At 66.9% G+C, this 13,080-nt stretch carries 15 protein-coding genes and 1 tRNA gene; 9 read left to right on the top strand and 7 right to left on the bottom strand.

Annotation, left to right across the window (positions count from 1 at the left end):
• Position 1: 1 nt before the first annotated feature.
• The 3 genes from AC1GI4_RS12385 to rarD all read left to right on the top strand — a co-directional run bounded on the left by AC1GI4_RS12385 (position 2) and on the right by rarD (position 2,642).
• Positions 2-1,303 carry a dihydrolipoamide acetyltransferase family protein gene (locus tag AC1GI4_RS12385; RefSeq protein ID WP_479629707.1) on the top strand — a complete coding sequence of 434 codons (1,302 nt, stop codon included), beginning with the start codon at positions 2-4 and terminating at the stop codon, positions 1,301-1,303.
• A 174-nt stretch (positions 1,304-1,477) separates the two neighbouring features.
• The gene (locus AC1GI4_RS12390) at positions 1,478-1,708 is read left to right on the top strand and encodes a hypothetical protein (RefSeq protein WP_479629708.1); all 231 of its coding nucleotides are present in this window, start codon (positions 1,478-1,480) and stop codon (positions 1,706-1,708) included.
• Between the two features lie 43 nt (positions 1,709-1,751).
• The gene (gene rarD / locus AC1GI4_RS12395; RefSeq protein WP_479629709.1) at positions 1,752-2,642 is read left to right on the top strand and encodes an EamA family transporter RarD; all 891 of its coding nucleotides are present in this window, start codon (positions 1,752-1,754) and stop codon (positions 2,640-2,642) included.
• Positions 2,643-2,790: 148 nt separating this feature from the next.
• Here the strand turns inward: rarD and AC1GI4_RS12400 are convergent, their stop codons facing one another.
• Positions 2,791-3,570 carry an SDR family NAD(P)-dependent oxidoreductase gene (locus tag AC1GI4_RS12400; RefSeq protein WP_479629710.1) on the bottom strand — a complete coding sequence of 260 codons (780 nt, stop codon included), beginning with the start codon at positions 3,568-3,570 and terminating at the stop codon, positions 2,791-2,793.
• A gap of 372 nt (positions 3,571-3,942) precedes the next feature.
• Here AC1GI4_RS12400 and AC1GI4_RS12405 point away from each other — a divergent pair, with 372 nt between their 5' ends.
• Positions 3,943-4,710 carry an enoyl-CoA hydratase/isomerase family protein gene (locus tag AC1GI4_RS12405; RefSeq protein ID WP_479629711.1) on the top strand — a complete coding sequence of 256 codons (768 nt, stop codon included), beginning with the start codon at positions 3,943-3,945 and terminating at the stop codon, positions 4,708-4,710.
• 308 nt (positions 4,711-5,018) lie between these two features.
• On the opposite strand, the gene AC1GI4_RS12410 is transcribed toward AC1GI4_RS12405, so the two are convergent.
• The 3 genes from AC1GI4_RS12410 to AC1GI4_RS12420 all read right to left on the bottom strand — a co-directional run bounded on the left by AC1GI4_RS12410 (position 5,019) and on the right by AC1GI4_RS12420 (position 7,513).
• Positions 5,019-5,240 (bottom strand): DUF1289 domain-containing protein, encoded by a 222-nt coding sequence (locus tag AC1GI4_RS12410; protein WP_479629712.1) that lies wholly within the window; start codon positions 5,238-5,240, stop codon positions 5,019-5,021.
• 8 nt (positions 5,241-5,248) lie between these two features.
• The gene (locus tag AC1GI4_RS12415) at positions 5,249-6,685 is read right to left on the bottom strand and encodes a DEAD/DEAH box helicase (protein WP_479629713.1); all 1,437 of its coding nucleotides are present in this window, start codon (positions 6,683-6,685) and stop codon (positions 5,249-5,251) included.
• Between the two features lie 381 nt (positions 6,686-7,066).
• Positions 7,067-7,513 (bottom strand): hypothetical protein, encoded by a 447-nt coding sequence (locus AC1GI4_RS12420; protein ID WP_479629714.1) that lies wholly within the window; start codon positions 7,511-7,513, stop codon positions 7,067-7,069.
• A 68-nt stretch (positions 7,514-7,581) separates the two neighbouring features.
• Here AC1GI4_RS12420 and AC1GI4_RS12425 point away from each other — a divergent pair, with 68 nt between their 5' ends.
• From AC1GI4_RS12425 to AC1GI4_RS12435, 3 genes are all read left to right on the top strand, one after another.
• Positions 7,582-9,006 carry an FAD-binding oxidoreductase gene (locus AC1GI4_RS12425; protein WP_479630403.1) on the top strand — a complete coding sequence of 475 codons (1,425 nt, stop codon included), beginning with the start codon at positions 7,582-7,584 and terminating at the stop codon, positions 9,004-9,006.
• A gap of 76 nt (positions 9,007-9,082) precedes the next feature.
• Positions 9,083-9,856, top strand: a complete 774-nt coding sequence (locus tag AC1GI4_RS12430) for a SapC family protein (protein WP_294275170.1) — start codon at positions 9,083-9,085, stop codon at positions 9,854-9,856.
• 5 nt (positions 9,857-9,861) lie between these two features.
• Positions 9,862-10,404: a cytochrome b gene (locus AC1GI4_RS12435; RefSeq protein WP_479629715.1), complete on the top strand. Its 543-nt coding sequence runs from the start codon at positions 9,862-9,864 to the stop codon at positions 10,402-10,404.
• Positions 10,405-10,514: 110 nt separating this feature from the next.
• Here the strand turns inward: AC1GI4_RS12435 and AC1GI4_RS12440 are convergent, their stop codons facing one another.
• Positions 10,515-10,850, bottom strand: coding sequence for a hypothetical protein (locus AC1GI4_RS12440; protein WP_479629716.1), 336 nt, complete (start codon positions 10,848-10,850; stop codon positions 10,515-10,517).
• Positions 10,851-11,147: 297 nt separating this feature from the next.
• The gene (locus AC1GI4_RS12445) at positions 11,148-12,005 is read right to left on the bottom strand and encodes an N-formylglutamate amidohydrolase (RefSeq protein ID WP_479629717.1); all 858 of its coding nucleotides are present in this window, start codon (positions 12,003-12,005) and stop codon (positions 11,148-11,150) included.
• A gap of 100 nt (positions 12,006-12,105) precedes the next feature.
• Between AC1GI4_RS12445 and cpdR the strand changes: the two genes are divergently transcribed.
• Both cpdR and AC1GI4_RS12455 read left to right on the top strand, forming a co-directional pair.
• Entirely contained in the window at positions 12,106-12,483 is a 378-nt protein-coding gene (cpdR, locus tag AC1GI4_RS12450) for a cell cycle two-component system response regulator CpdR (protein WP_433909043.1), read from the top strand.
• Positions 12,484-12,527: 44 nt separating this feature from the next.
• Positions 12,528-12,602: transfer RNA gene (locus tag AC1GI4_RS12455), tRNA-Val, on the top strand.
• A 43-nt stretch (positions 12,603-12,645) separates the two neighbouring features.
• Here the strand turns inward: AC1GI4_RS12455 and AC1GI4_RS12460 are convergent.
• On the bottom strand, positions 12,646-13,053 hold the full coding sequence (locus AC1GI4_RS12460) for a DUF6508 domain-containing protein (RefSeq protein ID WP_479629718.1): 408 nt from the start codon (positions 13,051-13,053) through the stop codon (positions 12,646-12,648).
• Positions 13,054-13,080 lie beyond the last annotated feature (27 nt).

Genomic DNA, 13,080 nt, shown 5'->3' on the forward strand with positions numbered 1-13,080 from the left:
CATGGCTCGTTTCACCTTCCGCCTGCCCGATATCGGCGAAGGCATTTCCGAGGCCGAGATCGTCGCGTGGCACGTCAAGCTCGGCGACCGCGTCGAGGAGGACCAGTCGGTCGCCGACATGATGACCGACAAGGCGACGGTCGAGATGGAATCGCCCGTGTCCGGCACGATCGTCGAACTGGCGGGCGAGGTCGGCGACCAGGTGCCGATCGGATCGGCGCTGATGGTGATCGAGACGGATGCGGTCGAGGAATCCGTGTCGCCCGCGACGGAAGAGGCGGTGCTCGAAGCCGAAAATCCCGGCGTCGAAGAAGCGCAATCTCCCTCTCCCCCTGTGGGAGAGGGCCGGGGTGAGGGGGCGCCGCAAGCTGCTGCCCCCGTGGCCACCCCTCACCCCGACCCTCTCCAGCAAGGGGAGAGGGAGCAGGAGAAGAAGGTGCTGGCCTCGCCCGCCGTTCGCGCCCGCGCGCAGGATCTGGGCGTCGACCTCGCCAGCGTGAAGCCCGCCGAGGGCGACCGCGTTCGCCATTCCGACCTCGACGCGTTCCTGCGCTACGGCTCGGGCCAGGGCTATACCCCCGCCCGCGCGCCGCGCGCCGACGAAGCGGTGCGGGTCATCGGGATGCGTCGTCGCATCGCCGAGAACATGGCGGCCTCCAAGCGCGCCATCCCGCACTTCACCTATGTCGAGGAAATCGACGTCACCGCGCTGGAGGAGACGCGCGCGCAGTTGAACGCCGGGCGGGGCAACCGGCCCAAGCTGACCATGCTGCCGCTCTTGATCGTCGCGATCTGCAAGACCCTGCCCGACTTCCCGATGCTCAACGCGCGCTATGATGACGAGGCGGGCGTGGTGAATCGTTCGGGTGCGGTGCACATGGGCATGGCGACCCAGACCCCGGCCGGGCTGATGGTGCCGGTGATCCGCAACGCCGAAAGCCGCAACGTCTGGCAGCTGGCGACCGAGATCGGCCGCCTCGCCGAAGCCGCCCGCGCGGGCAGCATCGCCAGCGGCGACATGGGCGGCGGCACGATCACCCTGACCTCGCTCGGGCCGCTGGGCGGGATCGCGACGACGCCGGTCATCAACCGGCCGGAGGTGGCGATCATCGGCCCCAACCGCATCGTCGAGCGCCCCGTCTTCCGCTCCGACGGGCGCGGCGGAGAGACGATCGCGCGGGCCAAGCTGATGAACCTGTCGATCAGCTGCGACCACCGCGTCGTCGATGGCTATGATGCGGCGAGCTATGTCCAGGCGTTGAAGCGGTTGCTGGAAACGCCGGTGATGCTGTTCGCGGATTGAGGGTGTGCGCTGGGCGAGGGCGTGGCGTGCGCTTCGACTTCGCTCAGCGTGAATGGCTGTCGGGGGACATTCCTGATTCCCGTTCAGCCTGAGCGAAGTCGAAGGCCACGTCCCGCCCTCGCCTTGAACCAAATCCCGCCCCCGGCGTCCTATCCCCGATACAAGGAGGATGCCATGCGCGGAATGACGGCGGGATCGCTCGAAGTGACGTCGGACGGAACGGTGCGCGGGATGATCGGCGGTGACGTCCTTGTCGCTTCCGGCGTCCATGCGACCATCAAGGGCATGCTCGCGGGCGACGTCATCGTCGAGCGTGGCGCGTCGGTGCGGATCACCGGCATGGTGTCAGGCCGGGTCGTCAATCTGGGCGGCGCGGTCGAGGTGAGGGGCATGGTCGCCGGGTGACGCCCGGCTTGCCATCCGCATCCCAAGCGTGAACAGGGGCGGCATGACAACCGCTTCATCTGCGCGCACCGGACTGTTGCTGGGCATCGGCGCCTATATCAGCTGGGGCATATTACCGCTCTATCTCAAACTGTTGAAGGGCGTGCCCGCGCTTCAGGTGCTGGCGCATCGCATCTTGTGGTCGCTCCTGCTGCTGGCCGTGATCGTGCTGGTCGCCAGGCGCGGCAAGGCCATCATGGCGGCGGCGCGGGGGCGGACGCTGTTGCTGCTCTGCGCCAGCGCGGCGCTGATCGCGGTGAACTGGCTGGTCTATATCTGGGCGGTCCAGAACGACCATGTGCTGGAGGCAAGCCTCGGCTATTTCATCAATCCGCTGGTCAATGTCGGGCTGGGCGTCGCCTTGCTGGGCGAGCGAATCCGGCGGTGGCAGGCGATCGCGGTCGGTATTGCGGGCATGGGTGTCGCGGTCCTGGCGATCAGCGGTGGCGGCGCGATCGGCATTTCGCTGGCGCTGGCCTTGTCCTTCGGTTTCTACGGCTTTGTCCGCAAGATCGCGGCGATCGACGCGCTGGGCGGCCTGACGGTCGAGACGCTGCTGCTCGCAGGGCCTGCCTTGTTCGTGCTGTTCCAGGCGAGCGGCAACGGCACGGCGGCGTTCGGGGTGGATCGGCATCTCGACATGCTGCTGATCCTGGCCGGCGCGGTCACGGCCGCGCCGCTGTTGATGTTCGCGGCGGCGGCGCGGCGGATGCGTTACGCGACGCTGGGCCTGCTGCAATATATCGCCCCGACGCTGCAATTCGCGCAGGCCGTGCTGCTCTTCGGCGAGCCGCTGAAGCCCGTGCACATCGTCACCTTCGCGCTGATCTGGACGGGCTGTGCGCTCTACGCCTTTGACAGCGTGCGGGGGAGCCGAACACACGCTACGGCCTAATAGGTTCGCACGGTGGCGCGGAGACGCGGAGGTCTCTGGATATGCCGGACCGGCGCCCTCCCTATCGATCGGCAGACGAACCCGCGCCGTGGAGAATGGAGGCAGCCTGCGGCTGGACCGGCGCCTCCGCGCCTCCGCGCGAACAAACCTATTTTCTTCCACTCTGAAGCCGGGCGACCGCCCGCCGCAACGCCCCGCGCGGCGCCACCCGGGTGCTGGCGGCGGTCAGCCGGTTGAGCAGCCCCGACACCATCACCGCCTGTCCCCGCTCCAAAGCGGCGAGGCCGTCACGTACCACTTGTTCGGATTCGGACGCGAAGCGCTCGAACAGCGGCGTCTCCGCCATGCCTGCCACATCGGCAAACTCGGTCTTCGTCGGCCCCGGGCACAGCGCCGTCACCGTCACGCCGCGTCCCTTCACCTCCTCGTGCAGCGCCTCTGAGAAGTGCAGCACGAACGCCTTGCTGGCATAATAGACCGCCATATAGGGCCCGGGTTGAAAGGCGGCGGTCGAGGCGACGTTCAGCACCTGCCCGCGGCCGCGTGCCAGCATCGGCGGCAACAGGGCGTGGGTCAGCGTCACCAGCGCCCGGACGTTGAGGTCGATCATCCCCATCTGGGTGGCAAGATCGCTGTCGGCAAATTCGCCCAGCGCGCCATAGCCCGCATTGTTGATGAGCGTATCGATCCGCAGCCCCCGATCGGCGACCCCGTCGAGCAAGGCCTTCACGCCATCGATCCGCCCCAGATCGGCGGAGACGACATGCACCTCGACCCCCGGTCGCGCGCCCAGTTCCTGCGCCAGTGCCGCCAGCCGATCGGATCGCCTGGCGGTCAGCACCAACGTCACCGGCTTTTTCGCCAGCGCCCGCGCGAAATCCGCGCCCAGTCCGGCCGACGCGCCGGTAATCAGGATGGTGTCGGGCATCGCCATGTCTCCGAAGGAGCGGCCATCGCTTCGGTCGGCCGCCGCTGAGTCCAGACTCTAGCAATCCGCATCGGACGGGCGGGTTCCGTCGCATCGTCACCGGCGCTTTGGATGGGTCGGGCGTAGGGGGAAAGGGCGGCCCGTTTTACAGGCCGCCCGGCATCCCCTCCCGGCACGGAGCCGTGAAGCTCCCGATGCCTAGGCGCCGCCTGTTATCGGCCGGTCACCCTGACATGCACATTCCCTAATCCGGTTTGGGGACATGGCTCAAGCATCCATTGATGCTTGCCTGCACTATGTCCGGCTTCTGTGCCTTTCGAGCAACGGGTATGGCGCTGGCCTATCTTGGGAAAGGCGGGTTAATAGGACGTCATGACTATCGAAATTCGCCATGACGGGCCCGTTGCGATCCTGACGCTACGGAATCCGCCGAATAATCACCTGGGACTGGGAACCATTTCGCAATTGGTGGAGGCGTTCGACGATGCGGACTCGGACCCCGCGATTCGCGCCATCCTGCTTCGATCGGAAGGTCGGGTATTTTGTGCGGGCGCGGATCTGGTCAATGCGAATCCGGTTGCGGACCCCTTGCTGCCCGGTGCGCGCAGCCCGTTCTACATGGCGGCGGCGCGATTGTTCGGGGTGGCGACGCCGGTGGTCGCAGCGGTGCAGGGGGCGGCGGTCGGCGCGGGACTGGGGCTGGCGCTGGTCGCCGACTTCCGCGTCGCCACGCCCGAGGCGCGCTTCGTGGCGAATTTCGTACAATTGGGGCTGCATCCGGGCTTCGGCATTTCGGCGGTGCTGGAGCGGGTGATCGGTCGCCAGCGCGCGGCGATGATGCTGCTGACCGGGCGGCGCATCCGGGGTGAGGAAGCGGAGCGCTGGGGGCTGGTCGACCAGCTGGTATCGGCGGAGTCGCTGGAGGCGACCGCGCTGGCCCTGGCGCACGAGATCGCCGCGGCGGCACCGCTGGCGGTGGCATCGACCCGGCGGACGCTGCGCGGAGAGTTGCGGGCGCTGGTCGAGGCGGCGACCGACCATGAGCTGGCCGAGCAGGCCGAGCTGATGCGAACCGAGGATTTTGCCGAAGGGGTGCGCGCCGTCACCGAACGGCGGCCGGGGCGGTTTGTGGGGCGTTAAAGAACACCCCGCACCCAATCCCGCCCTCCGTTCCGCCTGAGCGAAGTCGAAGGCCACGCTGGTTCATCGCGGCTAGAGCATGATGACATGAGATGAACTCAGCCCTCCCCTTCAGGGGAGGGGCCGGGGGTGGGGTGCCTCCGCAAGCGTGCAGCCCGTGGCGAGGCCCCACCCCAACCCCTCCCCTGAAGGGGAGGGGCTCTCCTTGGTTTAACGCGCCGTCATCGCGGCTAGGCTGGAATCCCTCGCGGCGAGGTTTTTCCCTTGGCCTTCGACTTCGCTCAGGCTGAACGGGGTCAGGGAAGGCCTCAGCCTTGGCGCGCCGCCAGTTCGGCCTTGCGGGACGGTAGCGCCGACAGGATCGCGCGGCGTTCCTCGGCAGGTTTGGCGCTCCAGTTCGAAATCTCGCGGATGGTGCGCGCGCAGCCCAAGCACCAGCCGGTCGCCTTATCCATTGTGCAGACATTGACGCACGGGCTGGCGACGCTTGGCGACTGGGGTTCGACGAAGCTGATGATGTCGAGCGGCATGGACAGCGTCAGATCCCGAACGAGACCTTCAGGAAGTCCGGGATCGGGCCGTTCCAGCTGCCGTCATCGGGCGTCTCATCCTGATGGGAGCGGCGACGGTCGCGACGACGGTCGTCGTTACGGGCCTCGCGCGGTTCTTCCCGGCGAGGCTGTTCGCGCTGAACCTGCTCGCGGCGTGGTTCCTCGCGACGGCTGCGAGCGGGGCGAGCGCGGGGCGCGTCCTCGACCGCTTCGGCCACCGGAGTGGCCTCGACGTCGACCTCGACCGGACGGGGCGCACGGTCGCGGCGGGTGCGCCGGGCAGGGCGCTCCTCTTCCGCCGGGGCGGGCAGTTCGAGCCGGTCGATCTTCTGGCCGGTCAGCTTCTCGATATTCTCAAGATTCTCGGCGTCATCCGGCGCGACGAAGGTATAGGCGGTGCCGGTCGCGCCGCCACGCCCCGTCCGGCCGATGCGGTGGACATAATCGTCCGGGTGCCAGGGCGCGTCGAAGTTGAAGACGTGGCTGACGCCCTTTATGTCCAGCCCGCGCGCCGCGACGTCCGAGGCGACGAGGATGTTGATGTCGCCACGCTTGAAGAGCTCCAGCTCGGCCAGGCGCTGCGGCTGTTCCATGTCGCCATGGATTTCGCCCGAGCGGAAGCCGTGCTGCTTGAGCGACTTGTTCAGCTCGCGCACCGTCGTCTTGCGGTTGCAGAAGATGATCGCGGTGCGAACCTCTTCCTGCCCCAGCAGCTGGCGCAGGCGCTTGCGCTTCTCGAACGACTGGGGTGCGACCGGCACCACGAACTGGGTGATGTTGATGTTGGTCGATGCGGGACGCGCGACCTCGATCGTCTTGGGATTTTCCAGGAACTTGTCGGCCAGCTTCTTGATCGGCGGCGGCATGGTCGCGGAGAAGAGCAGCGTCTGGCGCTGCTTGGGCAGCTTGGTGCAGATTTCCTCGATATCGGGGATGAACCCCATGTCGAGCATCCGGTCGGCCTCGTCGATGACCAGCATCGAACAGCCGGTCAGCAGGATGTTGCCGCGCTGGAACAGGTCCATCAACCGGCCCGGCGTCGCGATCAGCACGTCGACGCCCTTTTCCAGCGCCTTGATCTGGTCACCCATCGACACGCCGCCGATCAGCAGCGCCATGGAGAGCTTCTGGCCGGCACCGTATTTCTCGAAATTCTCGGCGACCTGTGCGGCGAGTTCGCGCGTCGGCTCCAGGATCAGGCTGCGCGGCATCCGTGCGCGGCTGCGGCCATGCGCCAGGATATCGATCATCGGCAGCACGAAGGCGGCGGTCTTGCCCGTGCCCGTCTGCGCGATGCCGATGATGTCGCGCATCATCAGCACGGAGGGGATGGCGGAGGCCTGAATCGGCGTCGGCTCGGTATAGCCGGCGTCGGTGACCGTCTTGAGAAGTTCGTCGGAGAGGCCGAGATCGGCAAAGCTCATGCAATTTTCCGGAATTTGGTGCGGAATGGGAATCGCCCCGCACGCGCCCAGCAGCCTTAGCCGCTTGCGGATTTGGCGGCGAAAGTCAAGTTTTCCACATGGGGGAGGGGGCGATACGTACGGAACCTCGACGTCATCTTTCCTTCTTACTCCCCTCCCGCAGGCGGGAGGGGTCGGGGGAGGGCAAGGAGTCTCACCGAGAGTATCGCTTGTGGCATGCCCTCCCCCATCCCAGTTGCAGGTAAACGATGCCCCGCATCGTTTAGGTCATGCCGGGGGCATGACCGACCTGAAACTCGCCTGCGGGAGGGGCGTGCTGGCGGCGAGGGCCCGTTCCAATTCGATCGAATGGCTGGAGGTGCCGCAGTTAGTGGGATCGGTTCAGCGCACCGGAACCAGGCTACGAAACCGCTCGATCTCGCAGGTGCGGCCCGCCCGCGTGCGGATCGGGTCGCGTCCGGCGCAAATCTGGCCGTCCGGCCCGGGGCGGATATAGAAGCTGGAATAATAATCGATCTGGCGACAGGCGCGGATCAGCCGGGCGCGGACACGCTTGCCGCCGGTCAGTACGATGTCGACCGCGCCTTCCTCGGCCGGAAGCGCGCCCGCCAGTTGCTGGGCGGGGATGCAGCGCGGCCCTTTGCGCTCCTTCCAGCGGTTTGGCGTGGCGGGCGGCGGCGCGGCGCGGGGCACGCGGATGACGACGCGCTCATGGATGATGACCTGCGCATATTGGGCCCGGGCATAGCGGTCGGTCGCCCCCAGCAGGGCGGGCGTCGTCAGCGTCATCAGGGCGATGGCGATCAGGTTTCGATGGCGGGACAGCATGTCGGCGGGATCCCTTCATAGGGTCGATGATTGAACGCTTTATGAACCTGACCTAACTGACCCCCGTGATGACCCCCGCCCAGACCGCAATGCTCCAGGCCCTGAGCCCCATATTGAGGGACAAGGGCATCGTTACCGACCCCGCGCTGATCGCGCCGTGGGAAATCGACTGGCGGCGACGCTTTTCCGGCCATGCGCCCGCGATCCTCGCCCCGGCCGACACGGGCCAGGTGCAGGCGGTACTGCGCGCGGCGGCCGAGCATCATGTCCCGTTGGTGCCGCAAGGGGGGAACAGCTCGATGGTCGGCGGAGCAACGCCGCCCGCCGACGGATCGGCGCTGATCCTGTCCACCCGGCGGATGAATCGCATCCGCCGGGTGGATGCGGAGGCGGGCATGGTGGTCGCCGAGGCGGGGGTGATCCTCGCCGATCTGCACGCCGCCGCCGAAGCGGAGGGGATGCGCTTTCCATTAACGCTGGGGGCCAAGGGCAATGCCACGGTCGGCGGGCTCGTCTCTACCAATGCGGGGGGTACGCAGGTGCTGCGTTTCGGCACGATGCGCGGGCTGACGCTGGGCGTGGAGGCGGTGCTGCCCGACGGATCGCTCTATGACGGGTTGTCGGCGCTGAAGAAGGACAATCGCGGCTATGATCTGGGTCAGTTGCTGATCGGCGCGGAGGGGACGCTGGGTATCGTCACCGCCGCCGCGCTGCGGCTCGCCCCCGGCATCGCGCGGTCGGCGACCGCCTGGGTCGGGCTCGCCGATCCGGCGGCAGGCCTGAGCCTGTTGCGCCGGTTGCAGGCGGCGACCGACATGATCGAGAGTTTCGAGATCATGCCCGCCGAAAGCCTGGCCGCCGCCGTCGCGCATCTGCCCGGCGCTCGCTCGCCGCTGGAGGGCGTGTACCCCTGGCATATCCTGATCGAGGCGGTGACCGGCGATGCACAAGCCGATCCGACCGCGATGCTGGAAGCGCAACTGGCCCGCGCGATCGAGGACGACGTGGTCGCCGATGCGGTGATCGCCGCGTCGCAGGCGCAATCCGAGGCCTTCTGGCTGCTCCGCCACTCGCTGTCCGATGCCGAGCGGGCGCTGGGTCCGGCGGTGCAGCACGACATCGCGGTGCCCGTCGACGCCATGCCGCGCTTCATGGTCGAGGCGGCGGCGGCGTGCGACGCGCACTTCCCCGGCACCCATGCCTCGGGCTTCGGGCATCTGGGCGATGGCAATATCCATTTCCATGTCCGCGCCGCCCCCAGCGCCGATCGCGACCGTTTCTATGCCGAGGATGCCGCGACGATCACCCGCTTCGTCCACGATCTGGTGATGGCGGCGGGCGGCACGATTTCGGCCGAACACGGCATCGGCCAGATGAAGCGCGACGAACTCGCCCGCCTGTCGCCCGAACGCGTCGCGGCGATCCGCGCCATCAAGACGGCGCTCGATCCGCACGGTCTGTTCAATCCGGGCAAGCTCGTCGCTTGCGCATGAGGCGCTAGGCCCATAGACACGGGCGCAGGACACGCGGCCGGGGGGCTCGCGTGGATCGAGTTTTTTGGAGAATATCATGGCGAGCGCGCCGTCCCTTCCGCTTTTCTACAACGGCCTGGAGCCGCTTTCGAGCGAGGCTCATGCGAACTACAAGGTTCGCCCGCAGGAGACCGCGCCCTTCCTGGTCGGCCAGCACGCCATTCCCGTGACCGTGGACGAATTTCCGCTGGTGCAGCGTTTCATGCCGATCGTCTTCTCGGTCGGCGACCAGCCGATCCCGCTGGCGCTGATGGGCCTGAACGAGGGCGTGAACGTCTTCGTCGATGACGAAGGCCGCCTGACCGAGACGAACTTCTACGTCCCCGCCTATATCCGCCGCTATCCGTATATGCTGGCGCGCCTGCGCCCCGAGTCGGAAGAGCTGTCGCTGTGCTTCGACCCGACCTCGCCGACGATCGGTGCGTTCGACGACGGCGATGCGCTGTTCGACGGCAACCAGCCGAGCGAGCTGACCAAGAACATCCTCCAGTTCAACGAATCGTTCGAACAGGCGGGCGCCCGCACCCAGAACTTCATGAAGGAACTGGGCGAAATGGGTCTGCTGATGGACGGCGAAGTCTCGATCCAGCCGGACGGCGCGGACCAGCCCTTCGTCTATCGCGGCTTCCAGATGGTCAACGAGGAAAAGCTGGTCGACCTGCGCGGCGATCAGCTGCGCAAGATGAGCCAGTCGGGCATGTTGCCGCTGCTCTATGCGCACCTCTTCTCGCTCTCGCTGATGCGCGACATCTTCGCCCGTCAGGCGCAGCTGGGCAAGATGCCGCAGCCGCAGCTTCAGCCGGTCGGCTGATCCCGATGCGCGGGCCGGTCCTTTCCTCCAGTCCGCGCTACAGCCGGGTCGCGATCGTCTTTCACTGGACGATCGCAGGCCTGGTCGTGGCGAACCTTGCCATCGGGCTGCTCCATGAGAGCCTGCTCAAGGGCACCATCCCGCTGCACATGGCGATCGGCCTGACCGTGCTGGCGCTGACGGTGGCACGGATCGTCTGGCGTCTGGGGCATCGCCCGCCGCCGCTGCCCGCCGAAATCCCGGCCTGGGCACGCGGGAGCGCCCATGCGCTACACATGATCTTGTATTTTCTGATGATCGCCATGCCGCTGACCGGCTGGGCGATGGGCTCGGGCCGCGCCGTGCCGCGCCCGGTCAGCTGGTTCGGCCTGTTCGACGTGCCGCCACTCCCCATCGGCAAAGCCGCCGCCGGGGTCGGGCACGAGGCGCACGAGATTCTTGGTTGGGCGATGCTGGTGCTGGTCGCGATCCATGTCGCGGCGGCGCTGCGCCACCATTTCCTGCTGCGCGACGGCGTGCTGACGCGGATGAGCTTGCGTCGGGGGTAAGCCCGTCCTTGGGCTTACCGATGGAACATACTCTGTTGATTGCGCAGATCGCCGTCCGTTGCCGCATTTCTGAACGAGCGTAGACGGCAGGAATGGGTAGATAGCAGACCTTACGGGATGCCCGGCGAGCGATCCGCGTCCGTGCCCCGGCGGACACGAAACAGAGAGAGGCCAGCTCGCTTGACCGCTTTCTGCGCCTTGGTGACGCATCGGCGGGGCGTGTTACGATCCGTCAGTATCTCAATCCCAGCGGATGCTTTGTAGCTTTGCCGCAACGTCTCGGTTAGCTGGTCGGCGTCCTCCCCGGCATCAGTCATGAAAAACGTGCATTGTCCACGATCCGTGGCGATCCGCACGACATAGCTACGAGAGAAGTCCATCGTGTCTGTCGAGGAGCCGGTCGTGACTTGAGCGGCAGAGGCGAGCAGAGCGAGTGCGAGGGACATAACGAACAATCTGCCATGCGGCCCGGATGTCGGCAAATGGGCAATTGCAGACAGCGGGTGTATTGCGCGCCACCGTCTGACGCTCACAGCGCGGCGGCATGCCCGTCCCGCCACCACCCGTTACGAAAAAATGACGAATTGCGGGGGCGGGGGTTGAACCAAATAGGCCCCTTCTTATTTATACCAGTACGACATCGTGTCCCCCCTTTCGCGGTGTCGTGCGACACGCTTTCAGCGTGTCTCCTCCCTGAACCTTGGCCGCCTCGCGCTCTTCCCCCTTGCGCGAGGCGGTTTTTTTCATTCGGCGGCCATCGCCTTTGGCTGGCCCAGCGCTTCGGCGGTCAGGGCGGACAGGATGCGACGCACCAGCGCGACCGTCGCGTCGAAGCCCGGCCCCGGCGCCTCCAGCGCGGCATCCAGATACAGCGAGCGGTCGAGCTCCAGCTGGATCGCGTGCACGCCCCGTCGGGGATCGCCATGCCGCTCCACGATATGTCCCCCGGCATAGGGCGCGTTGCGGGTCACGGCGAAACCGCTCTCGCGCGCCTCAACCTCGATCCGCCGGACGAAGCGGGTGGCGGCTGTCGTGCCATGCCGGTCGCCGATGACGATGCGGGGCACCAGCCCTGGTGCCCCCAGCGGCGGCATCGAATGCAGGTCGAGCAGCACCGCCACCCCGAACCGAGCTCGCGCCGCCGCCAGCCGCTCGGCCAGCGCATGATGGTAGGGGCGATGATCCGTCTCGATCCGCGCCACGATCTCCCCATCGGTGAAGCGTCGCGTCCAGATATCGCCATGCCCCGCCACCCGGCGCGGCACCAGGCCCAGCCCGCTGCGCAGCTTGGCGGACGCGCGTGGTGCCATCCGCGCGCCTTCGTCGATCAGCGGATCGCGCTCGCGCTCGTCGCGGTTCAGGTCGATCCAGGCGCGCGGGGTGGTCTGGACCAGCATCGGCTCGCCCTCATGCGCGGCCAGGCCGACCTGGTCGATCAGCCGGTCCTCCAGCCCCATCACGGCGGCGACGGGCACGCGCAGCGCCGCGACCATCTCCGGCGGATAGGCGCGCCCGCCATGCGGCACCGAGATCACCACCGGGCCCAGGGGCACCGGATCGCCAAAGCTCTGAAAGGATGCGCCGAAGCTCGGGCTGGCCATTAGCGCCAATCCTATGGCGGCAATCGGATGCGGGCAATGGTCTGGAAATCTTAACCGCCCCGCCGCTAAGCTGGCCTTCGACATGAATCGGGATGACGCGATGTTCCATATCCTGCTGGCCGAAGACGACGAGGTCATGCGCGAATATCTGACACGGGCGCTGACGCGATCCGGCTACCGGGTGACGGCGGTCGATCGGGGCACGGCGGCGATGCCTTTATTGGAGAGCGAACATTTCGACCTGCTGCTGACCGATATCGTCATGCCCGAGATGGACGGTATCGAGCTGGCGCAACGCGCCGCCTCGCTGGTGCCCGACCTGCGCGTGATGTTCATCACCGGCTTTGCGGCGGTCACGCTGAAGGCCGGGCAGGCGGTTCCCAACGCTCGCGTCCTGTCCAAACCCTTCCACCTGCGCGACCTGGTGATGGAGGTGGACCGACTTTTTGCAAAAGAATCGGCCGACGGCGCGATTTAGGGCTTGCCAGCCCCGCCGAAACTGCTAATTGCCCGGCCTCCGGCGGGCGTGTAGCTCAGTGGTAGAGCACTGTGTTGACATCGCAGGGGTCGCAAGTTCAATCCTTGCCACGCCCACCATCGAAAACCCCGCTAGGCGCAAGCTTAGCGGGGTTTTTGGTTTTCAGGCCCTTTCGCTCAGAATGACGGCGCGGTCGGCGATGGCGCGCATCAGGCCGGTGTCGAATGCCTGGGCCAGCGATCCCTCCACGAACCGATCGGCCCGCAGCAGATATGTCAGGATCCAGCCGATCTGTCCGACGCTCGCATTGGCGAGGGCGGAAGGGTGCTCGATCATGTGCATGGCCGTGGAACGGGCTTCGTCGTCCACGGGCCTGAGATAATGGGCGGCCACATCCTCGCTGGCGATCGCGGTGACGAAGGCGGCGGCGGGTTCGGACAAGCGGAACCAGGCCATCGTCATGACGCCTTCGGCGGATCGCTGGGGTTCGGTCCACGCGCCCGCCGTGAAATCCGGTTCAGCCAAGAGGGGCGCGAAGGCACCGATGTTGCGAAGCGTGGCCATGTCCATATTCTGATCCTATCCGCCTCGTGAGGG

Source organism: Sphingomonas sp. 77B (genome assembly GCF_056497825.1).